This window comes from Desulfovibrio sp. 7SRBS1, assembly GCF_049723905.1.
Lineage (GTDB): Bacteria > Desulfobacterota > Desulfovibrionia > Desulfovibrionales > Desulfovibrionaceae.
Window position 1 is genome coordinate 2122318 of record NZ_JBJKFD010000001.1, and the last position, 20821, is coordinate 2143138.

Genomic DNA, 20821 nt, shown 5'->3' on the forward strand with positions numbered 1-20821 from the left:
CTTGAACACCGCATTTGCTGGTTGATCGCGCTGATGATTGTTTGAAAATTTCCCACTACCAATTCCTGCCGGGTATTCGCCTGGCAGGAATTTTTCATTGCAGAGCGCAATCTCTTGCTGAAAGCACCCAGCAACGGAAAATAAAAAAACCGACGCGCACGAGGTACACGTCGGTTGAAATCATTACAAAATGACCGCCTCCGGGAGACGTTTCAGCTCTTGGAATCCGAAATGATAATACTGGTCTTGTTCCGGCGCACACTTTCCCAGTCGCGCACGGTCCAGTTGGTCTCGGTTGTCCGGCTGGGCAGCACGGAGACTGTGCGCTGTTCACCGCCTTCGACAACCAGCACATCCACTTCTCCACCGCTCTTGCGGGCCTTGGGTGAAAAGCTGGCAGTAAAGGCGGCCGCATCCCGCACCACTTCTTCGCTCCATGACGTACCGGGCAGCTGACGCCCCAAGGCCAACGGCCCCGGATGGTCTGCCAGGCGGAACAATAAATCCGTGGGGCGGATGAATTTTTCCAGCATGTCGTTGTCGGCCTCGTTGCGGCCGATGCTCAGCCAGTGGGGGCCGCTCCAATACTGGCGTCCGGTGTTGGCCAGATCGAAATCTTCGGGAACCGGAGCGGGCATGTGGCGAAAGACGTCGAAATACCGTTTGGCCGACTCCTTTTCCGTGAGCCTGCATCCGCCAGCCGGAGCAGGAATTTCCACAAACCCGTATTCTTTGGCCAGGGCAAGCTGATCCTTCCGCCCGCGTCCCCGCATATCGCCCAGCTTTTCCCGATCTACCAGGCCGGAGAGTTCCACAGGCGTGGGGTCGATCTGGCGGGCACAGAGCGGACGCAGCAGGACGTCGCCGACCTCGGCCTCGTTGCGGATGGAATTGAGCGCGTCACGCCGCTGCGACATGGGCCGCTGGCCCACCACCTCGCCACTGATGATGAACTGCGCCCCGTATTGGGCCATCATCTGTTTGGCCCGGCGCAGCATGAGGATTTTGCAGTTGATACACGGGTTGAGAACCTTGCCGAAACCGTAAACCGGCCCGGAGCGCATCATATCTATATATTCCTGGCCCACGTCCACCTGAAGAAGCTCCACACCGTACATGCTCTGCCATTCGGCCAATAGGCCCGGGTGGCCGAAAAAAGGCGAGGTAAAGTGCAGCCCCAGGACGTCAAGCCCTTGCCGCTGAATCATACGAACGGCCAGAAGCGAGTCCAGCCCTCCGGAAAAAAGTGCTAATGCGTGGTAGGATTTTTTCATCGCCGGGAAGCTACTCATTCCCCGTCCGGCTGGCAAGCCGCAATCCGGAAGGCCGAAACGGTCCGGAGCAAGTTCTGTTTCTCCCGCAGGGTCTACGAAAAAAGGCCGCTACCTTTTCCATTTCCTGTCGAGCATATTTCTGAGGACTTTTTGCAGGGACTCCAATGTGACCGGCTTTGCAAGGTAATCGTCCATGCCCGATTGCAGAAACTTGTCCCGATCGCCCGTCATGGCGTATGCGGTCAGGGCCACAATGGGAATGCGGGCCTTTTCCTCGCCCGCCTCGCCCGAACGTATGGCCTTTGTCGCCGCAAGGCCGTCCATTATCGGCATCTGGATGTCCATGAGAATCAGGTCGAAATTCGCCTTGCGTAGAGCGTAAACAGCCTGCTCTCCATTGGTTACCGCCGTCACCCGGCAGCCGTTCCGCTCCAGATAACGGATCAGGGTCAGCAGGTTGACCCGGTCATCCTCCGCCACCAGAACATCCGCGTCTATTTGGCCATTTGCAACATCTACGGGCTCGCTGCGAAGCCTTTCCGCCGGTGTCTCATCAGGCGCCACGGCAAACGGCAGGCTTACATAAAAACTGGTCCCCTTTCCGGCCTCGCTTTCCACGGACACCGAACCTTCCATCAGCTCCACCAGGCCCCGCACAATGGACAGCCCAAGCCCTGCCCCCTGAAAACGCCGGTCCATCCCGGCTTCCGCCTGGACAAAGGTATCGAACAGTGAATTCAATTCACTGTCCTTGATGCCAATGCCCGAATCCGTAACCATGAACAGGCACTTCACCCTGTCGTCGGGAGAATACGGCAATGCGTAGACTGCGACTTCGATCTGCCCTTCCTCGGTAAATTTGGCCGCATTGCCCACAAGATTGGTCAAAATCTGCTGAACCCGCATCTGGTCGCCCATTACCCGCTGGGGCACACGGGGATCGACATGACAATACAACATCACCCCCTTGACCTCGCATACGGTTCTGAACACCTGCTCCAGCCCGTGCACCGTCTCACGGATATCAAAAGCTCCAAACAACAACTCCATCTTTCCCGCCTCCACGCGGGAGAGGTCGAGAATATCACCAAGCAGCATGGTCAGCCGTTTGGCGGATTCAATGGCGTTGTTCATATACTCGGTCTGTTCCGAATCCTTGGCTGTGGGCTGCAACAATTGCAGCATGCCCATCATACCGTTCAGCGGGGTGCGTATCTCGTGGCTCATATTTGCCAGAAATTCGGACTTGGCGCGGCTGGCCAACTCCGCATATTCCTTGGCCTGTTTCAAATCTTGTTCCACCAGCTTGCGGCGCGTAACCTCGTCGCGCAGAAGAATGTTGGCCGAAGACAGCTCCTTGGTCTGTTCCATGACGCTACGACGCAGGCGAGCCTGACGAAAGACCAGAAGATACACCACAAAGGCGAGGAGAACAGCCAGGCTTATTGACAGCCCCCGGTAGAGCAGCAGGGGCTCGGCAATCTCTTCCTTCCAACCTTGTTCGGGGATCATATACAAGGTCCACTGGCCTTCGGGGAGTTGGATGGTGCGAGCCTCCGGCTCCATACGAACGATGTCCTTATCCCCTACAAAGATGTCCCCCTCTGTATCTCCAAGGGCGAAACGTATCCCTTTGGGCGGCGGCACCAGGCCGGCCTCTTCAAGGATGGGCGGCACATCCAGCGCCATGGTCACCAGTCCCCAGAAAGTGCCATTGGAAAACACGGCCATACGGGCGACGAGCCCCAATCCGCCCTGGCGCAGTTCATACGGTCCGCTCATTGCTACCTTTTGCGTATCAACTGCACGCTGCACGGCCAGCCGTACTTGCGGACGCTTGTCGTGCAAAAGGTCGTGGCCCAGAGACGGATGGTTGGATCGCAAAGGATAGACCAGACGGTTTACCCCGTCCGGGGCAATGATGAAATTTCGTACCCCGTTTGCCGCCCGGTACAGCCCGGAAGCAAACAACGAGAACGAATCTTCCATGCAGTCGTGCGATTTACCGCGCTTTACAGCGGTCTGTACAAAGACCTTGAGCCCCTGGAGCAGAGACAGGCGACTGTTCAGGGATGTGGAAAGTCCGATGGCTGCGCTGTCCAGACACCCGTGAAGTTCTGCCTTGGAATCTCCCACCAGTACTTCTTTGTAGGTCCCCTCCAGCCAGAAAAGAAAAGCGCCCACAACCAGAAACGCCACACAGGCGAGCCCGAATGCCATGCGACGTTCTCTCCTGAGAGATTCGGCAGTACGAACGGGGTTCCCTTTGTCCAAGTGTCCCTCCCTGTGGATGACACAGTCTCAGTTTACCCACTCCCGATTTTTCCTCCACTCCCCGGTGCACGGCACTTGGGAGAAAACAACCGTATACATTTAACCCTTAATCAGCATTCTTTGTCCAGAAAGAATCAGGTCCAACCAATGCAACGAAAAAGCCTTTAAACCAATAAAATACATGCCGTCTTCGCACCATCTTCATTCCGCAACATTCTCGTAACACATCGCAGGCAATGTCTGTCCGGTCTTGCGACATCGCTCGTGAGAACAAGGTTTTCAGGGCTGTAACCGAGATTCTCTCAGCCTGTAACGTTTCTGCAACATAGGGCTTCTACCTATTATCATCGTCTCACTTAGACATTTTGTTTGATCATCCTCAGGAGGACAATTATGAAAAAACTGCTCGTACTCGCTTGTTTGCTTGTCATCGGTCTCACCGGCAATGCCTTTGCTGGCAGCAAGATCGAAATCAAGGGTTCCACAACCGTTTTCCCCATCATGCAGAAGGCCATTGAAGCATACATGGCCAAGCATCCCGATGTCTCCATCTCCCTTTCCGGCGGTGGTTCTTCCAACGGCATCAAGGCTCTCCTTGACAATACCACGGACATCGCCATGGCTTCCCGCGACATGAAGGGCAAGGAACATGACCTGGCCAAGAAAAAAGGGATTGATCCCGTCCGCCTGGTTGTCGCCCGCGACGCCGTGGCCGCCATCGTCAACCCTGCCAACCCCGTAAAGGCCCTGTCCAGCGCTCAGCTCAAAGACATCTACGCCGGCAAGATCACCAACTGGAAGGAAGTGGGCGGCAACCCCGGACGTATCGCCGTCATCTCCCGCGACAGCTCCTCCGGCACGTTTGAAACCTGGCAGCACCTGATCATGCAGAAAAAGACCAAGGTGACTCCCATGGCTCTGATGCAGGCTTCCTCCGGTGCCGTTCTCCAAACTGTGGGCAAGAACAAATATGCCATCAGCTACGACGGCCTGGGTTACGTGGACAACACCGTCAAGGCTCTCATCGTCGACGGCGTCGCTCCCACCGCTACCACAGCCAAAGACGGTTCCTACCCTGTTTCCCGTTCCCTGTTTGTTTTCACCAACGGCGCTCCCAAGGGCGAAGTCAAGAGCCTGCTCGACTTCCTGATGGGACCCGAAGGTCAGAAGCTGGTTGCCGAAGCCGGTTTCGTCCCTGTGAAGTAAGTACTCGATTCAAAGTAGTGGCACAGGAAGGGCTTCCCCATTTCCCAAAGAATGGGGAGGCCCTTTGCCAGCTAAGCACTTTTAAATTTTACAGCGGGTGTCCCAATGCGTCGCAAGACCAAGGATAAGATCATCCACATTACTTTCTTCATGATAGCGCTGGTCTCCATACTGATCCTGGCGCTCATCATGATCTTCCTTTTCATGGAAGGCTTTCCCCTTCTGCAAAAAGTTCCGGTCCTGCGCTTCCTCTTCGGAGACCAATGGTACCCGACCTATGAGCCGCCGGAATTTGGAATATTTCCCCTGATTATCGCCTCCATGTCGGTTACGGCACTGTCGTCACTGATAGCCATCCCGCTGGGCATCATGACCGCCGTATACCTGGCGGAGATAGCCAGGCCCCAGGTCCGCAGCATCGTCAAACCAGTCGTCGAGCTGCTGGCTGCCCTGCCTTCGGTCGTCATCGGTTTCTTCGGTCTGGTGGTCGTGGCCCCCTGGCTTCAGGATACCTTCGATATCTGGATAGGGCAGAACCTTTTCAATGCCTCGCTCATGCTGGCCTTCATGTCCGTCCCGACCATCTGCTCCATTTCCGAAGACGCCATCTACAGCGTGCCCCGAGAACTCAAGGAAGCCTCCCTGGCATTGGGGGCAACCCACTGGCAGACCATCGGTCGGGTCATTCTTCCCGCTTCCATCTCCGGCATCAGCACCGCCACCATTCTGGGCATGTCCCGCGCCATCGGCGAAACCATGGTCGTGTTGATGGTTGCAGGCGGCGCAGCGCTCATCCCGACATCCATTTTCGACCCGGTCCGCCCCATGCCCGCCAGCATTGCCGCGGAAATGGCCGAGGCTCCCTTCCGGAGCGACCACTACCACGCTCTTTTCGCTATCGGCATCGTATTGTTCCTGTTCACACTTCTTTTCAACATTGTGGCGGACTATATCGCCGAAAAGCACAAACAGGTCGGCGCGGCCACCCTGTAGGGCTCCGGCCGGTACGTGAGGAACTGCAACATGGCAGAATCAATAGATATGGCACAAGGATCGGGCATGGCACCCGTACAAAACGAGGTGAGGGCCACGGTGAAAAAATCTCCCAACAGTCACCGTTCGTCCCAGTGGCGCAGGCTTGTACAGACCATCATGTTCAACATGTTCCGCACGGCCGCACTGATCAACGGGCTGGCCCTGGTTATCATCTGCGCCTACCTCTTCTATCACGGAATTCCCGCCATCAGCTGGGAATTCCTGTCCGAAGCGCCGCGTGACTCCATGACCGCAGGCGGCATCTTCCCCTGTATCGTGGGCACGGTCATCCTTGGGCTCGGTTCCATGCTGGTCGCCTTTCCCCTGGGAGTGGGATCGGCCATCTATCTGCACGAATATGCCCGGCCCGGCCGCATCGTCCGGATTCTCCGCCTGGGCATCAACAACCTGGCAGGCGTTCCTTCGGTCGTGTTCGGCCTGTTCGGCCTTGGCCTGTTCGTTACCGCCTTCGGCTTCGGCGTCTCCATCCTCTCCGGCATCCTGACACTCGGCTTCCTGACCCTGCCGGTCATCATCGGCACTTCCGAAGAAGCCCTGCGCAGCGTTCCGCAGACATACCGCGAAGCCAGCCTGGGCCTGGGCGCAACCAAATTCCAGACCATCTTCCGGGTGGTCCTTCCCGCGGCACTGCCCGGCATGCTCACAGGTTCCATTCTGGGCATCAGCCGTGCCGCAGGCGAAACAGCGGCCATCATGTTCACAGCTTCCGTCTTTTTTACCCCGGAACTGCCCACCTCCTTCATGGACGACGTCATGGCCCTGCCCTACCACATTTATGTGCTGGCCACTGCCGGAACAGAAATCGAAAAGACGCGCCCGCTGCAGTACGGTACGGCCCTGGTGCTCATAGCCCTGGTTCTGGGCATGAACATGGTCACCATCTGGATTCGCGCCCGCCTGCAGAAAAAACATTAATTGCAAAGTTGCTTGAGGGAGCCGCCAAGGGCTCCCGTCTGCGATTCTCGTGCTTTTATCAGCAACAAGCCCCGCCTCTTGGCGGGGTTTTTTTTGCCTGGGACCGGTTTGAAGAATGTTGCGGAACTCCCCGTACACACACCAGGTCATCCCGCCGGAAGGACATGTTTTCCAACACCGTCACCAGGTTTTGCAGGTATGAGGCAAGAATATTCTTGGGACTGTACATAAGCCCGAAACTGGCGCTGGGCAGCCCACCCTCCACCTCGATTTCCTGAAACAGGCCGCGGTCAATTTCCTCCTGCACTGCAAACCGCATAAGAAGCGCCCCACCTAAATCCTGCCGGATAAACTGCCGGATAACGTCGGCGGAAAGATTCTCCATGACAATTTCAGGAGTGATCCCCTTTGCCTCGATATATTGTTTGACGATGTAAATACTGCGCTCCTGCAACAGCAGGGGAATCGAAGCAATGTCCTCCGGAAGAATCTTTTTTTTCCGAGCAAACCTCGACCCGTTCAGGGTGACCAGGACCAGCTCTTCCGCAAAAAGGGGAATAAACTTGAAGGGCGGAGCCTGAAACAGCTTGGCTGTCAGAACAAAATGCAGCTCGTCCGCCAGAAGGCGCTCTTTGATGGCTGTGGAGGCATCCGGAACTATCTGAATATCCAATTCCGGATGCGCCTGTTTGAGCAGAAGAATGAGATTGGGAAGGATGTGCGTGGCCAAAACGCGGTGGGAACATCCGATGAACACCTTGTCCTTGTGCGAATGCATCCTTTTTTCAAGTTCCGCCTCCAGAATCTCCGCTTCCCGGAAAACCTTCCCAGCAAGGGCGAATATGGGTTCGCCAGCAGGCGTGATTCGTATGGAATTGCCTCCCCGGGTGAGCAACCGGAAGCCAACCCATTGCTCCAATTTTTTAATCTGCATTGTAACGGCCGAAGGAGTCACAAAGAGCACGTCGGCCGCTCTGGAGACAGAGTTGAATTTTCCAGCCAGATAAAAACAACGCAACTGATTAAGGTTTATCCGCATTTTTTCCCCAAAATAGTCAGCTTTTCCTTTTTGGCTCTCTTTCAAATCACAAAACGTCATGTTCTGTTTTTCACAATGATTTCAAAAGATAGAATGAGCACTGCGGCCAATTGCTTCGTTACAAAATGCACAATGAACCCGCGGATTAAAAAAAACTTAAAAACAACTCATTTTAATTGCCTTGTATACACACCGCAAAATGTGATTACCCCTTCAATTAACTAGTGTTTGTCACATACATACATTTTTGGTCTTCATCATCGTTACAGAATGTGAACAAGCGCAATACATCAGATCATTTTCAATACATATTTTTCACATGGTGAGACATTTGAAGTATTTTTTAACAACATAAAAAAACTAGAAATTGGAATAAATATGGTTGTATTTTTTTATAAAACTACAAAACAAACATGCATACCAAATAAACTATATATGCGTAATATTTTTGAAATTTAACATAGATAGCAAGTCAAATTGAATACAGTCTTTGATCAAGTTGGGCGCATTACAAGTAAAGATACAACAACACAGCATTTACAATACAAAGAAATACACTGAATAAATTATTAAAAATCAAATATACCCCCTAAGACCACTGCATAACCAAGCATACACTATGTATACATAAATCTAAGATTATTATTTTCAGACTAAAAACATACCACAGCAAAGCTCACAACATAAGAATCCACCATCAATCTCCAGCTGTAGCCTCATCAGAACAAATACAAATACGTTTTAAAAGTTGATAATCTATATATTGAACAAATTTTCGGACAATGAATGTTTCTCACCAACAACAGGAGGCGTAAGAATGAACTGGGCTAAGATCCACCTTATTATGGGGATGATATTGCTCTGCTTTGGGACAACCGCCTATGCGGCAGAAAACTACCCGGTTGCCTGGGGACCATCTTCGGCCACATTCGGCCCGTGTGGCATCAGCATCCCTGCGGGGAAATTCGGCATTGGCGGCAATATCGTATTCGGCGAAGGCGATGGTGCACGGCAGTACAGCAAGCGCCTCAACGGTGATGTGAAAAGTACGAAGTTCAACGAAGTGCTGAAACTTCGCTACGGCATCCTGGATACCCTGGACATCCGTCTGGCCACACCGTTCTACAACGTGCATCTGAACAGGAGCAACGCACCCGACCACGATGTGTATGGTGTGGGTGACACGACGGTTGTGCTCCACCAGCGTCTTCTGAACCAGGGCGGGGGCGATCCGCTGTCTCTGGCATTGGATTACGGCGTGACCTTCCCCACGGGATCGGTAAGTGCCCACTCTTCGGATGCAGCCGGTAACGCCGCCTGGGGCGGAGTGGTCGGCATTGGCGCCACCTATTTTCTCTATGCCAACCGCTTTGATACGGAAGTGAACTACGCCATGTTCACCGAAGGCGGCCACGATTTACAAAAGGGCAACAGATTTCGTTGGAACCTGGGCTATGCATATGCCCTGAGCAACCTTGTAGACCTGGGTATTGAATCGACCATGGAAGCGAACGACAACTCCAAAAGAGGCGGCGTACGGCAGCAGGACGCCTCCCTCGAATGGTACGCCGGCCCCAAGGTCGCTTTCAAATACAAGCCCTGGAACACCTTTGCCGGGCTTACTGTCAAATTCCCCCTCGAACGCTGGTACCATGGTACCCAGGGCGTTTCGGACGACTATCGGATCGAGTTCAAGCTGATAAAGGTTTTTGATGTAGGAACCTTCTTTTAGCAGAACCTGCGGCCCGCCGACAAAGGCGGGCCATTCCCTTCCGCGGAGGCTGTCGCTCCACACGCCCTTCCTCCGCTCGAACGGACGACTTGACGAAAACCGGCTCCACCGAGCCGGTTTTTTTATGCACGCCAGGGTGATGCCTCACGTTGTGGCGCGTTTGCCCCGCCCGCAGCCTCCCGACGCAGCTTCCCGACTCAACCTTCCGGCCCTGAAAGCCGTCATGCGCTTAAGCAAAGTCATAGGATCTTCTCTTGACTTATTCTCATGGCTTCGCATAAGTCTTGTCCTAATTTTCACATTTGCTACCAGATCTAAAGCAAGCTGCTATTTCTTGTATAAATATTGACGCTATTGCTAGATCAAAAGAGATATATGCTCATTTTTCTATAATATGTTCTTTCAAACATTGATCCCTCCGAGAGCGCGTCTGTTGCCACACCAGATGTCTTCTTGATGATGCTTTGGGCTTTAGCACCAACAGTGCTTCGCATAATTCCGCTGGCTTGCCACCCGAGGAACCATTCACTGTCCCATTCACGTTCATTGAGGAGGAAAACATGTTACGGCGTATTGTTTTGGTTCTTTTACTCGTGTGCAGCTGTACAGCCCCCGCTTTGGCTCAGGATCAGGCCGAAGCCGGGAAAAACAAGGATACGGCAGCCGCAGCCAGCGATGTTTATACTTTGGGTGAGGTCGTGGTCAGCGACCAGTCGGGCGTCAAGGAAATAGCTCTCAATAATGTGGTCACCGAAGATGAAATCATCAAATCCGGTGCCAAAAACGCAGCCGAAGCTCTGCGCTTCGTGCCCGGCGTCAATCTTTTCTACAACCGCAAAGGCAACGCAAACATCGCCATGCAGGGGTTCCAGCAGGACCGCATCCTGACCCTCATCGACGGTGTGCCCTATTACGAAACAAAGTACGGCTACCTCGACCTTTCCTCCATCCCGTCCAGCATGATCTCCCGCATCGAGGTCATCAAGGGCGCTTCGTCCGTGCTGTACGGTCCCAACGCCGAGGGCGGCGTCATCAACATCATCACCAAAAAAGGCGGGGACCAGCCGTCCCTTTCCCTGCGTGGTGAAATGGGCGACTACGGGACCAACCGCGAAGTCATTTCCGGCGGCGGACAAAAAGGCATAGTGAACTTCTGGGGCACGTACGAGCATAAATACTCGGGCGGCTGGAACGTTTCCGATTCCTACGATCCTGTGGAAGCCACGGTCAGCCAGCGTCCGGGCGGCTCCTACAACACCGTCCTGCAGGGAAAAGGCAAACGCGACAACTCCGATTACGAATCCAACAACGTCTGGCTGCGCCTCGGCCTTGTTCCGGACGAAGACACCGAACTTTTCGCCAGCTATTTTTACCTGGATTCGCAGCGCGGCCAGCCCGCCATGGTGGACGAAGCCAAGGTGTTCCCCTCGCATCCGGCCTTTACCTGGTTCTCCCGCTGGGGAATCTACCAGGATACCGGCGTGGACCTGGCAGGACGGCATCGCTTCGGCAAGCAGTTTCAGTTGCGCGCCAAGATGTTCTACCACGACCATAAAGACCGCTACGACTCCTACCTGACCAACGAACTGGACGACAAACTTGCCGAAAGCACCTACAAGGACAATCTGATCGGCGGTTCGCTTTTTGCGGACTTCGATCCCGTGGATTGGTTCGCCCTGAACGCAGCCTTCCATTACAAGCGTGACGAACACAAACAGAATCCCGATTCCGATGTGGACTACGCAACCTCCCGGGCAAACACCTTTTCCTTTGCTCTGGAAAACACCCTGCGTTCCGGCTGGGGCACCGACCTGGTGTACGGATTCAGCATGGATTCCTACGAGGTCACCAAGGCCCAGGATTATGCCGGGGACAAGGTCACTGTAATCGAAGTCGACACACCGTCCGAAGAGACGGCCTTCAACCCCATGCTGGGCATCACCCACACCTTCGGCGACGGAACCCGGGTGTATAGTTCCATTGCCCAGAAAACACGCTTCCCCCGCCTGAGCGACTACTTCAGCACCGGCGGAACCAACCTGAACCTGAAACCGGAAAAGAACCTCAACGTCACCGTGGGTGCCAGCCGCGCATTTCTGGACAACAAAGTCGACGTGAGCCTGGCCTACTTCCACAACGACATTGAAGACATGATCTTTTCCAAAGACCGCAACAGTCCCTATGAGAACATCGGCCACGCCACAACCCAGGGCGTGGAAGCCGGAATCAAATACTCCCCCCTGGAACGGCTGAACCTGTACGCCAACTACACCTTCACCCACGCCCGCAACCACAGTGCGGACCGTACCTCCCGCTATCTGCAGGACGTGCCTGAAAATCAGGTCGGCCTCGGCTTCGACTGGCTCATCCCGGTCCTCGACGTGGACTGGACCACCAATGCGCTGTACCGTGCCAACACCGTGGGCAGGCTTCCCAGCAACGAAGGCGACGACCCGGAATGGCTTACAGACAGCTTTACCGTGGACACCCGTCTTGCCAAGGATCTGGCTCCCTACCTTCCCCACTATGTGGAGAAGCTGGAAGTCTACCTGGAAGTGAAAAACATCTTCGACGAAAACTACTGGGATTCCGATGCCCTGCCTGCGCAGGGACGAAGCTTCCTGGTTGGTATGTCCGCCGAATTCTAGTGTCGCGTCCGTTCAATCCGCATCATTATGCATGCAGCAGAACAAGACACGTCACATGGTGGGCATGGCCCGGCATGCACCGCCAAAAGCGGTGTGAGCGCGCCTAAAAACCGCGTTTTGAAGGTCGCGGTCCTCCGCAAAATGCGTCTACGTATTTTGTGGACATCACACTAGGAACGAAAACCACGGGCGTTCCGGTTTGCCCCGGGACGTCCGTTATTTTCCATCCATCTTCAAGGTTTTTTCGGAGATCTATTCCATGAAACGCCTGTCTCTTTTTTTCGCCCTTTGCCTTCTCTCCGCTCTTCTGCTGGCACAGACCGCACATGCCCGCACCATAACGGATATGGCCGGTCGTACGGTCCAGCTGCCGGACAAGGTGGAACGCATTGTCACCAGTTTTTCTCCCGGCACGCTGTTCGTCCTGTGTGCCGGACTCGGCGACCGGCTGGTGGGTGCAGACAACCAGGCCGACAAGCAGACATTGTTTCAGGCCGTAATCGGCGACCGCAAGGTCGGCAAGGTCGGCAACCGGACCTCCGGACTCAATCTGGAAGCCATTGTCGCGCTCAAGCCCGATCTGGTGGTCCTGTACGCACAAAAGGACGGCCACTCCATTGCGGACAAGCTCGACCAGCTGGGCATTGCCTCGCTGATCATCAAGCCCGAATCCATCAACGACATGAAGCACATCCTCTCCCTGCTCTCCCAGGCCTGCGGCGTGGAAGAAGAGGTGGGCAAAGTGGTTGCCGCCATGGACGACATGTTGCACCTGGCCCACGACCGCACACAGGATATCGCCCCCAAGGACAGGGCCACGGTTTACTACTGTGCGCCGCAGGGGCCCCTGTCCACGGTTTCCGGGCAGATGCTCCAGGACGAAATGATCTCCCTGGCCGGAGGAATCAATGCCTCGCACGAACTGAACGGCTTTTTCCAACGAGTTTCCCCAGAACAGATCGTCAAGTGGAATCCCGACGTCATCGTCTTCAGCCGCCGTTTGGTGCCGAGCCGCCTGAAGATTTTCCAGGGCGAACAGTTCGCATCCATTCCCGCGGTAAAGAACGGACGGCTGCACCGTTTCCCCTCGGAAATGGTTCCCTGGGATTTTCCTTCCCCGCTGAGCGTCCCCGGAGTTCTCTGGCTGGCAGGAAAAACCTACCCGGACCGCTTTGCCGATGTGGACATGAAACAACGCACCGCGGAATTTTACGACATGATTTTCGGCAAAGGCTTCAGCGCGAAACACCATTGCACGGATGACGTGAACTAGGCCATGTCCGACAGTCTTGCAGACCTTGCCGACAGCACCCGGACGGAACAAAACATCCGTTACCGCAGGATACTCCTGGCCCTCGGCCTTCTGGTTCTGGTGGCTCTGGCTCTTGCCCTGCGCACCGGACGGCTGGACATAGGCACCGATGACATGCTGGCTGGCTTCAAGGTCTTATTGACCAAAAGCACTGCCGAGAGCACTGCCGATCTCTCACCCAAGGCTTTGGCCTTCATGCTCATCCGGCTGCCGCGCTGCCTGCTGGCCCTTACCGTCGGCATGGGCATATCCGCTTCCGGTGCGGTCTACCAAAGTGTCTTTCGCAACCCTCTGGTCTCGCCCGATATTCTTGGCGTGGCCGCAGGCTGCACCTTTGGCGCCGCATTGGGGCTCATCCTGCCGCAGGTCAGCTTTTCCGGGGTCCGCGTTCTGGCCTTTTTCGGCGGCGTGGCAGCGGTCTTCTCGGCCGTGGCCATAGCCCGGCTGGTTTCCGTGCGCATGACCATCATCCTGGTGCTGGCCGGAATCATCGTCACCGCGGTGTTCAGCGCCCTGCTCATGCTCATCAAGTACACGGCCGATCCGCTCAATGAACTGCCCGCCCTGGTCTTCTGGTCCATGGGCAGTTTGTCGCGGGCAAGCTGGGACGACATGGTCGTCATTCTGCCGGTAACCGTGGTCGGTCTGGGCATTTTCCATCTGCTGCGCTACCGGCTGGACGTGCTTTCCCTGGGCGATTCCCAGGCCAAGGCCCTGGGAGTGAATCCCCGCATGTACAGGGGGCTGTTCATCTGCCTGTCTTCCCTGGTTGTGGCCGTGGGCGTGGCCTCGTGCGGCCAGATAGCCTGGCTGGGGCTGGTGGTCCCCCATCTGGCGCGCACCGTGGTGGGCCCCGGCAACCTGCGCCTTATCCCCATAACCGTTCTTATAGGCGGCATCTTCCTGTTGCTGGCAGATACCGTGGCACGTACCGCCCTGCCCTCGGAACTGCCCATCAGCATCATCACGGCCCTGGCAGGCGCGCCGCTGTTCGCCTGGCTTCTGTACCGCAACCGGGGGGCGGGCTGGTTATGAGTCTGGAATGCGAACACCTCTGCTTTGCCTACAATCACCGGCCCATCCTGCAGGACATCTCCTTTTGCCTGCGGCCGGGTACCGTTACCGCCATTCTGGGGCGCAACGGCTCTGGCAAAAGCACCCTGCTCTCCTGTCTCAACGGCTTGCAGCGACCAACCAGCGGAAGCCTGCGCCTGGACGGTCAGGACCTTCTGTCCCGACCGCAGGAGGACATTGCCCGCCACGTCAGCCTGGTTCCGCAGGAACATGTGGAAACCTTTCCCTTCAGCGTGCTGGAAGTCGTGGTCATGGGGCGCACCCCCTATCTGGGCCCTTTTTCCTCGCCCGGCCCCAAGGATTACGCCATGGCCTTGAGCGCGCTCCAAGCTCTGAACGCAGTCCACATGGCCGACCGCAACTTCAACCGCATTTCCGGCGGCGAACGGCGCATTGCGCTGCTGGCGCGGTCCATGGTGCAGGAGGCGGAAATAATGCTGCTGGACGAGCCCACCAACCATCTGGACTACAAGAACCAGTTCCTGCTGCTCGATTATGTACGCAGCATGGCCCGGGAAACCGGAACCGCCGTGCTGGCTTCCATGCACGATCCCACCATGGCCCTGCACTTCGCAGACCACGCCATGCTGCTCAAGGACGGACGCCTCATGGACAGTGGACAAACCCACCGGGTGATGACGCCCGAGGCGGTCAGCTCGCTCTATGACATCGACGCCCGCCTCCTGCCCACCAGCAACGGCCCCAAGGTGTTTCTGCCTTCCATGGTGGCGGACTGCGGCCCCGAAGCGGACGAATGCCGGGAATTTCCCCAAAGCAGCGGGCCGCGGGTGGTGCTGGTGACCGGCTCGGTACAGAGCGGCAAAAGTACTCTGGTCACACGGCTCTTGGCCGAACTGCAGCGTGCGCACGTAAGCACCGCCGGTATTCTGGCCGAAGGACTATGGAAAAACGACCAGCGGGCCGGGTTCGACCTGCGCGACCTGCACGACGGTACGGTGACGCCTCTGGCGCGCCGCGACGAGGCCAAACGCAATGGGGCCGAACGCGACGGGGCCAGACACAATGGGGGACTGACGCCCTACACTTTTTTTCCGGAAGGCGACCGGGCCGGACGGCTCGCCCTGTCTCCGGAACGTTGCGCAAACAGTGACGTGATAGTTGTGGATGAAGTCGGCAAACTGGAACTGGCAGGCAAAGGCTGGGCCGATTGCCTCCCGCCGCTGCTTCGGCTCAACCGGCCCGTACATATATGGATTGTGCGCGACTACCTGGTGGAACAGGTTATCGAGCGCTGGAACCTGCAGAATCATGTGGTTGTTCAGGCGAACAGGGCCGGGAGCCTTCAACGCCTGATCGAGTTGTGCCATCCCGACGCGAACGGCTGACCACGCAACATAAAGGCAACTTCCGGAGTTCCGCATGCAACGCTTCTCCCAACTCTCCCAGGCGGTCTGGATAATTCTGGCGCTGTGCGCCCTGCTGACCGTCGGCATTCTCATGATGCAGTCGCCAGCCGTGGAAGCGGCTTTCGCAGCCATGAACCACACCCTGCTCCTGCCCTGGCTGCTGGCACACGGGGCCGACAACCCGGCCGTCACCATCTGGGTGGGGTTGCTCATCCTTACCGGCGGCCTGCTCTTCACCAACACGGTCTGCTGCACCTGGTGCAAATTCATCCTGCGGCTGCGCGGCGGCCTGCCTGCGGCCCAGGTGCTCATCATCGCCATCCACGTGCTGCTGCTCACCATGCTGGTGGGCCACATCCTGAACTTCACCTGGGGTGAAAAATACACGCCCTTCCGCCTTTTTCCAGGACAGGAACACAGCTTTGGCGACGGCTACACGCTCAAAGCCGAGGCCTTTCACCTGACCGTGGACCCGGAACTGCTGCGCACCTCCGCGGACCGGCGCTTTCACTACCTGAAGCCCGAGGAATTCAACGTCCGGGAAAACACCGCAACCCTGGCGCTGTACCAGCACGGGCACCTGCTCAAACGGCAGGACGTCCGCTACATGGGGCCGCTCAGTTGCGGATCTGTAAAATGCATCGTCAAAAAATTCTTTGCTCCCCCCCAGGGGGATCAGGTGGGCATCCTGGTCTTTGCCATCAAGAACCCTTCGGCCGAGCCGTTGTTCATCGTCTACATTCTGATGATCGCCTGTACCCTGGCCTACGCCTTCCTCACCTGGAAAAAAGTCCCGGCTCAGATCACCCGGGCAAGCGATGACGAATCATGATGGAACTTATCGCACCCTATCTGTACAAGCTCCCCCTTGTCCTGGCCGTCTGCGGCCTGGTCGCGTCATATGCAGGAAAACCGGCCATGGCCCGCTGGATATTGGCCGCTTCCGTGGCTCCGCTGCTCGGCCTGACCGTCCATGTCACCATGTTGCGCGGCTATCCGCCGTTGCATGGCGGATTTGAAGGAAGCCTTTCCACCGCCCTGGTCCTTTCCGCCTGCATCCTGCTGTTTCCCGTTTCCAACGGCCGCTCGAGCAAGGCGAACATCTACACATTTCTGGCTCTGGCCTTGCTCCTCGTGCTGCTCCCCATGGCCTTTACCGGAGTGGCCCCAAGGCCCGAAGAAAACATGGCCGCCCTGGTCTGGGCCCGCCTGTTTTTCATCTTCCGCAGCCTATCCCTGGGCTTTCTGTTTTTTTCCTCGCTGGTCCTGCTCAGCGGGGCGCTTGCTCCGGGGCAGACAGGGGCCAACACTGCGCGAATCCAGGGCAGAAACGTCCTGCTCCTGGGGGTGTGCTCCTTTTTGGCAAGTGAGGTTGCCGGATGTTATTGGTGCCTTTTGGGCTGGGGAGACACATGGCAATGGAGCGGCAACTTCTTGCGCTCCACGTTGTTCTACCTGCTCATCATGCTGGCCTGCCATCTTCCGGCCCGCTGGTTTTCTTCCTACAAGCCACGGGCGCTGGCCATGGGCCTGCCGCCACTGGCCGTTTTTCTCATCATTTTTCTGATGAACCTTGGCTATTGACATAGAGAATCATTTTCAACTATTGCTCAACGGCACTGTCTGTTGCCAGCATGCGTGTTTAATTTTTATGATCATTTTTCCTGTAGATTCCATGCATCCAGTTTCGGGAGACCATACAATGCGCTTTTCATTCAGTCGTGGAAAATTTCGCCCACGGTTTATCCACCAAACCATTTTCGTGCTGGCGCTTCTGGCCTGTGCCATCCTGTCGCCCCCACCCCGGGCATCGGCTGCGGACCTCGTATCCAAGCAGGACAAACTGGCCGCGTCCATCAAATCGCAGTCCAAGGCGCAAGAAGAACTCGACCAATGGAACCGCGACAAGCAGGCGCTTGTGCAGGACGTTCGGGACGCCGAATCCCGCCTGGCCTGGACCGAGTATCAGGCGGATAAATATGCCCGCTACGTGGCCAGGGAAAAGCGCAACATTGCCATTCTCAAGGACAAGCTCCAGGCCATCAAGCAGATCCGCTACGAGCTGGAACCCTATCTGGACGAAGTCTACGCCCGGCTGGAAAAGGCCGTGGCTGCCGACCTCCCCTTTCTGCACGATGAACGCGCACTGCGCCTCAAAGCCCTGCGCGACGTACTCGACGACCATACCGCCGACCTGGGCGAGAAGCTCCGTCGCACGCTGGAGGCCGTACAGATAGAAGCTTCGTACGGCTCCCTGGTGGAAGCCCGCGAAACCCTGCTCCACCTCCATGGCGAAGCTCAACCAGCCAACGAGGTGGAAGTGCTCCAACTGGGCAGGCTTGCCCTGTTCTACCGCACGCCCGACGGCTCGGGCATCGGCCGTTTCAACAAGCAGACCGGCCAGTGGGAGGAACTCCCCGAACAATACGGCCAGGCCATCAAGAACGCCATTGCCGTGGCGCGCAACAAACGGGTGGCCGAGCTGCTCGATCTGCCCATTGGGGCCTTGGGAGGGCAGAACTAATGAAACGTCTCTTCGCATATACCTTCCTGGCCCTGTTTTTAGCCATAAACGCACATCCCGCTACGGCGGCTGAGGCCACTGACAACGGTCTGCAAAAGGCCGCCACCACCCTGGACGCCCTGACCACCCAGAATGCCCAGCAGGCCGAACACACCCGCAAACTTGCCGCCATGGAAGAATCGGCGCTCAAGGCCCGTCTTGCCGATCTGAAACAACAGCTGGCCGCAAAAGACAAGGAATACAAGTCGCTGCAGCACGAGCTGACCGGCCTCACCAACTCCCGCGAGGGATTGCAGGCCGATCTGGAAGAGCAGGCCGACGACCTCAAGACCGTGGAAGGCACCATCCGCATTGCTGCCAAGCAGGCTGCCGACGACATCAACGGCAGTCTGGCCGCTCCTGCCCACCCTCAGTGGCAACAGACCGTGTCCGCGCTGCTGCACAGCGACCGCTACCCCGGCGTACCCGCCATCCGCTCCCTGGTGGACGTCCGCTTTGAACAGATGGAAGCCGCCAAAAACCATGCGCTGGCTCCGGGAAAATACATGAGTGCTTCTGGCCAGCCTGCCAGCGGCGACATCCTGCGCCTGGGGCTGTTCACGGCCATCTACCGCGACCAGTCCGGCAACGTGGGTTATCTCAAGCTGGAAGAAGGCGGCGAACGGCTGGCCGTGGTGCCGGAAGTGACGGACTGGCTGACCACCTCGCGCATCGAGGACTACATTGCGGGCAAGGCAGAGTCCGTGCCCATGGATATTTCCAACGGAGCCGTGTTCGCGCGGCTGCTGGCCGGAAAGGACACCCGCGAATGGGTCCGCGCAGGCGGCCTTCTGCTCTGGCCCATCCTGGCCGCCGGAGCCCTGGGCCTGCTCATCGGGCTGGAACGGCTCGTCTTTCTGCTGCGCCAGCGAAAGGGGTCCCGGACGTTTTTCAAACAATTCATGGATACCGCAGACAAGGGCGACTGGCAGACCTGCGAGAGCCTTTTGGAAGGCAACGGCAAATCCCCTGCCGGACGTGTCCTGGCGCGCCTTATCAAGGAACGCGGCCAGGGGCCGGACGTGCTTGAGGCCACGTTGCAGGAATCCATGCTGGAAGAAATGCCTCGTCTGGAACGCTTTCTCTCCACCCTGCAGGTGCTGGCCGTCATCTCCCCGTTGCTCGGCCTGCTGGGTACGGTTACGGGCATGATCAACACCTTTCAGGTCATCACCGTGTTCGGCACGGGCGACCCGCGCATGATGTCCGGCGGCATCTCCGAAGCCCTGGTCACCACCCAGGCCGGACTGGCCGTGGCCATCCCCATCATGCTCATTGCCCATTTCCTCAAACGCCGTGTCTCCGGTGTGCTGGACGACATGGACGCCAAGGGCACGGCCTTCACCGCCCTGCTCCTGCGCCGGAGGGACTGCGCCGATGGATGACCGTCTTCTGCTGCAGGCTTTTGAATTCGTCCGCACCGGCGGCCCCATCATGCTGCCGCTGCTGGCCCTTTCCATATGGCTGTGGGTGCTCATCTTCATCACCCTGGTCCAGGTGGCGGCCTTTGCTCCGGGCAGCCGCGACTCACGGACCCAGCGCGACATGAAGATGCACCTGCTCGGCCTCATGAAAAGCTACCGCAGTGCCTCGCCCAAGCTGAACCGCCGCTTGCTGGAAACCCTGCTGGCCGACATGCAGCGCCCGTTGCGCGCCTCCATAGCCACCATCTTCGTACTGGCCTCGGCAGCGCCCCTGCTGGGCCTGCTGGGAACGGTAACCGGCATGATAGGCACTTTCGAGGCCGTGGCCCAGTTCGGTACCGGCAATGCCAAGGCCCTGGCCTCCGGCATCTCCGAAGCCATGATAACCACCCAGACCGGCCTGATGGTGGCCGTGCCCGGCATGGTGGCCGCCTACATTCTGCGGCGCAAGGTTTCCAAAATTCAGGGACGGCTGGAAAGCTACGGCCTGTCCCTACTCAAAAACGGCTGCGGAGGTGCGGCATGAGACGCAGACTCGGCTACCGATCCATGGAAAACGGCAGCGACGAAATCAACATGACGCCGCTCATCGACATGGTCTTTATCCTGCTCATCTTTTTTCTGGTTACAACCAGCTTTGTGCGCGAGGCGGGCATAGAAGTGAACCGGCCCTCGGCCCAGAGCGCGGAAACCAAAGAAAAGACCAACCTGCTCGTGGCCGTGGCCGCGGACGGACAGGTCTTTATAGAAGGCAAGCATGTGGATATCCGGGCGGTACGGGCCCGCATGCAGCGTTTTCTGGCCGACATGCCCCAGGGCTCGGTCATCGTGGTCGCGGACAAGGACGCCAGTACGGGCGCCACATTGGCCGTGCTGGACAACTGCCGCATGGCAGGGGTCAAAAACATCAGCGTGGCCGCCAAGAAGGCCGAGTAGA

The 20821-nt window shown here is 57.2% G+C and carries 17 protein-coding genes; 14 read left to right on the forward strand and 3 right to left on the reverse strand.

What is annotated here, in order from left to right; genetic code table 11:
• Positions 1-212: 212 nt before the first annotated feature.
• Together ACI0FJ_RS09775 and ACI0FJ_RS09780 are read right to left on the reverse strand one after the other, a co-directional pair.
• Entirely contained in the window at positions 213-1292 is a 1080-nt protein-coding gene (locus ACI0FJ_RS09775; protein ID WP_424302489.1) for a tRNA(5-methylaminomethyl-2-thiouridylate) methyltransferase, read from the reverse strand.
• A gap of 90 nt (positions 1293-1382) precedes the next feature.
• A complete protein-coding gene (locus ACI0FJ_RS09780) occupies positions 1383-3494 on the reverse strand; it encodes an ATP-binding protein (RefSeq protein ID WP_424302492.1) in 2112 nt (703 codons plus the stop codon).
• Positions 3495-3941: 447 nt separating this feature from the next.
• On the opposite strand from ACI0FJ_RS09780, the gene ACI0FJ_RS09785 reads away from it, so the two are divergent.
• The 3 genes from ACI0FJ_RS09785 to pstA all read left to right on the forward strand — a co-directional run bounded on the left by ACI0FJ_RS09785 (position 3942) and on the right by pstA (position 6725).
• On the forward strand, positions 3942-4754 hold the full coding sequence (locus ACI0FJ_RS09785; RefSeq protein ID WP_424302495.1) for a phosphate ABC transporter substrate-binding protein: 813 nt from the start codon (positions 3942-3944) through the stop codon (positions 4752-4754).
• Positions 4755-4859: 105 nt separating this feature from the next.
• Entirely contained in the window at positions 4860-5747 is an 888-nt protein-coding gene (gene pstC / locus ACI0FJ_RS09790) for a phosphate ABC transporter permease subunit PstC (protein WP_424302498.1), read from the forward strand.
• A gap of 159 nt (positions 5748-5906) precedes the next feature.
• Complete coding sequence (pstA, locus tag ACI0FJ_RS09795; protein WP_424306534.1) at positions 5907-6725, forward strand: phosphate ABC transporter permease PstA; 819 nt, start codon at positions 5907-5909, stop codon at positions 6723-6725.
• Between the two features lie 58 nt (positions 6726-6783).
• Here pstA and ACI0FJ_RS09800 read toward each other — a convergent pair whose 3' ends face one another.
• Entirely contained in the window at positions 6784-7764 is a 981-nt protein-coding gene (locus ACI0FJ_RS09800) for a LysR family transcriptional regulator (protein WP_424302501.1), read from the reverse strand.
• Between the two features lie 817 nt (positions 7765-8581).
• Between ACI0FJ_RS09800 and ACI0FJ_RS09805 the strand changes: the two genes are divergently transcribed.
• The 11 genes from ACI0FJ_RS09805 to ACI0FJ_RS09855 all read left to right on the forward strand — a co-directional run bounded on the left by ACI0FJ_RS09805 (position 8582) and on the right by ACI0FJ_RS09855 (position 20820).
• The gene (locus ACI0FJ_RS09805; protein ID WP_424302504.1) at positions 8582-9496 is read left to right on the forward strand and encodes a transporter; all 915 of its coding nucleotides are present in this window, start codon (positions 8582-8584) and stop codon (positions 9494-9496) included.
• 560 nt (positions 9497-10056) lie between these two features.
• A complete protein-coding gene (locus ACI0FJ_RS09810) occupies positions 10057-12144 on the forward strand; it encodes a TonB-dependent receptor (RefSeq protein WP_424302507.1) in 2088 nt (695 codons plus the stop codon).
• Positions 12145-12403: 259 nt separating this feature from the next.
• Complete coding sequence (locus tag ACI0FJ_RS09815; RefSeq protein ID WP_424302510.1) at positions 12404-13417, forward strand: ABC transporter substrate-binding protein; 1014 nt, start codon at positions 12404-12406, stop codon at positions 13415-13417.
• Between the two features lie 3 nt (positions 13418-13420).
• A complete protein-coding gene (locus ACI0FJ_RS09820; RefSeq protein WP_424302513.1) occupies positions 13421-14491 on the forward strand; it encodes a FecCD family ABC transporter permease in 1071 nt (356 codons plus the stop codon).
• Complete coding sequence (locus ACI0FJ_RS09825) at positions 14488-15876, forward strand: ATP-binding cassette domain-containing protein (RefSeq protein WP_424302516.1); 1389 nt, start codon at positions 14488-14490, stop codon at positions 15874-15876. The genes ACI0FJ_RS09820 and ACI0FJ_RS09825 overlap by 4 nt, the downstream gene beginning before the upstream one ends.
• Before the next feature lie 34 nt (positions 15877-15910).
• Entirely contained in the window at positions 15911-16729 is an 819-nt protein-coding gene (locus ACI0FJ_RS09830; RefSeq protein ID WP_424302519.1) for a hypothetical protein, read from the forward strand.
• Positions 16726-17481, forward strand: a complete 756-nt coding sequence (locus ACI0FJ_RS09835; protein ID WP_424302522.1) for a hypothetical protein — start codon at positions 16726-16728, stop codon at positions 17479-17481. Before ACI0FJ_RS09830 ends, ACI0FJ_RS09835 begins: the two co-directional genes overlap by 4 nt.
• 118 nt (positions 17482-17599) lie before the next feature.
• Complete coding sequence (locus ACI0FJ_RS09840; protein WP_424302524.1) at positions 17600-18421, forward strand: DUF3450 domain-containing protein; 822 nt, start codon at positions 17600-17602, stop codon at positions 18419-18421.
• The gene (locus ACI0FJ_RS09845) at positions 18421-19845 is read left to right on the forward strand and encodes a MotA/TolQ/ExbB proton channel family protein (RefSeq protein ID WP_424302527.1); all 1425 of its coding nucleotides are present in this window, start codon (positions 18421-18423) and stop codon (positions 19843-19845) included. Before ACI0FJ_RS09840 ends, ACI0FJ_RS09845 begins: the two co-directional genes overlap by 1 nt.
• Complete coding sequence (locus ACI0FJ_RS09850; RefSeq protein ID WP_424302530.1) at positions 19838-20410, forward strand: MotA/TolQ/ExbB proton channel family protein; 573 nt, start codon at positions 19838-19840, stop codon at positions 20408-20410. The genes ACI0FJ_RS09845 and ACI0FJ_RS09850 overlap by 8 nt, the downstream gene beginning before the upstream one ends.
• Positions 20407-20820 carry an ExbD/TolR family protein gene (locus ACI0FJ_RS09855; protein ID WP_424302533.1) on the forward strand — a complete coding sequence of 138 codons (414 nt, stop codon included), beginning with the start codon at positions 20407-20409 and terminating at the stop codon, positions 20818-20820. The genes ACI0FJ_RS09850 and ACI0FJ_RS09855 overlap by 4 nt, the downstream gene beginning before the upstream one ends.
• The last annotated feature ends 1 nt before the right edge of the window (position 20821 follow it).

Excerpts from the sequence above, each read along its gene's own strand:
- ACI0FJ_RS09775 (WP_424302489.1), bottom strand. The coding sequence starts at position 1,292 with ATGAGTAGCTTCCCGGCGATGAAAAAATCCTACCACGCATTAGCACTT.
- ACI0FJ_RS09780 (WP_424302492.1), bottom strand. The coding sequence starts at position 3,494 with ATGGCATTCGGGCTCGCCTGTGTGGCGTTTCTGGTTGTGGGCGCTTTT.
- ACI0FJ_RS09785 (WP_424302495.1), top strand. The coding sequence starts at position 3,942 with ATGAAAAAACTGCTCGTACTCGCTTGTTTGCTTGTCATCGGTCTCACC.
- pstC (WP_424302498.1), top strand. The coding sequence starts at position 4,860 with ATGCGTCGCAAGACCAAGGATAAGATCATCCACATTACTTTCTTCATG.
- pstA (WP_424306534.1), top strand. The coding sequence starts at position 5,907 with ATGTTCAACATGTTCCGCACGGCCGCACTGATCAACGGGCTGGCCCTG.
- ACI0FJ_RS09800 (WP_424302501.1), bottom strand. The coding sequence starts at position 7,764 with ATGCGGATAAACCTTAATCAGTTGCGTTGTTTTTATCTGGCTGGAAAA.
- ACI0FJ_RS09805 (WP_424302504.1), top strand. The coding sequence starts at position 8,582 with ATGAACTGGGCTAAGATCCACCTTATTATGGGGATGATATTGCTCTGC.
- ACI0FJ_RS09810 (WP_424302507.1), top strand. The coding sequence starts at position 10,057 with ATGTTACGGCGTATTGTTTTGGTTCTTTTACTCGTGTGCAGCTGTACA.
- ACI0FJ_RS09815 (WP_424302510.1), top strand. The coding sequence starts at position 12,404 with ATGAAACGCCTGTCTCTTTTTTTCGCCCTTTGCCTTCTCTCCGCTCTT.
- ACI0FJ_RS09820 (WP_424302513.1), top strand. The coding sequence starts at position 13,421 with ATGTCCGACAGTCTTGCAGACCTTGCCGACAGCACCCGGACGGAACAA.
- ACI0FJ_RS09825 (WP_424302516.1), top strand. The coding sequence starts at position 14,488 with ATGAGTCTGGAATGCGAACACCTCTGCTTTGCCTACAATCACCGGCCC.
- ACI0FJ_RS09830 (WP_424302519.1), top strand. The coding sequence starts at position 15,911 with ATGCAACGCTTCTCCCAACTCTCCCAGGCGGTCTGGATAATTCTGGCG.
- ACI0FJ_RS09835 (WP_424302522.1), top strand. The coding sequence starts at position 16,726 with ATGATGGAACTTATCGCACCCTATCTGTACAAGCTCCCCCTTGTCCTG.
- ACI0FJ_RS09840 (WP_424302524.1), top strand. The coding sequence starts at position 17,600 with ATGCGCTTTTCATTCAGTCGTGGAAAATTTCGCCCACGGTTTATCCAC.
- ACI0FJ_RS09845 (WP_424302527.1), top strand. The coding sequence starts at position 18,421 with ATGAAACGTCTCTTCGCATATACCTTCCTGGCCCTGTTTTTAGCCATA.
- ACI0FJ_RS09850 (WP_424302530.1), top strand. The coding sequence starts at position 19,838 with ATGGATGACCGTCTTCTGCTGCAGGCTTTTGAATTCGTCCGCACCGGC.
- ACI0FJ_RS09855 (WP_424302533.1), top strand. The coding sequence starts at position 20,407 with ATGAGACGCAGACTCGGCTACCGATCCATGGAAAACGGCAGCGACGAA.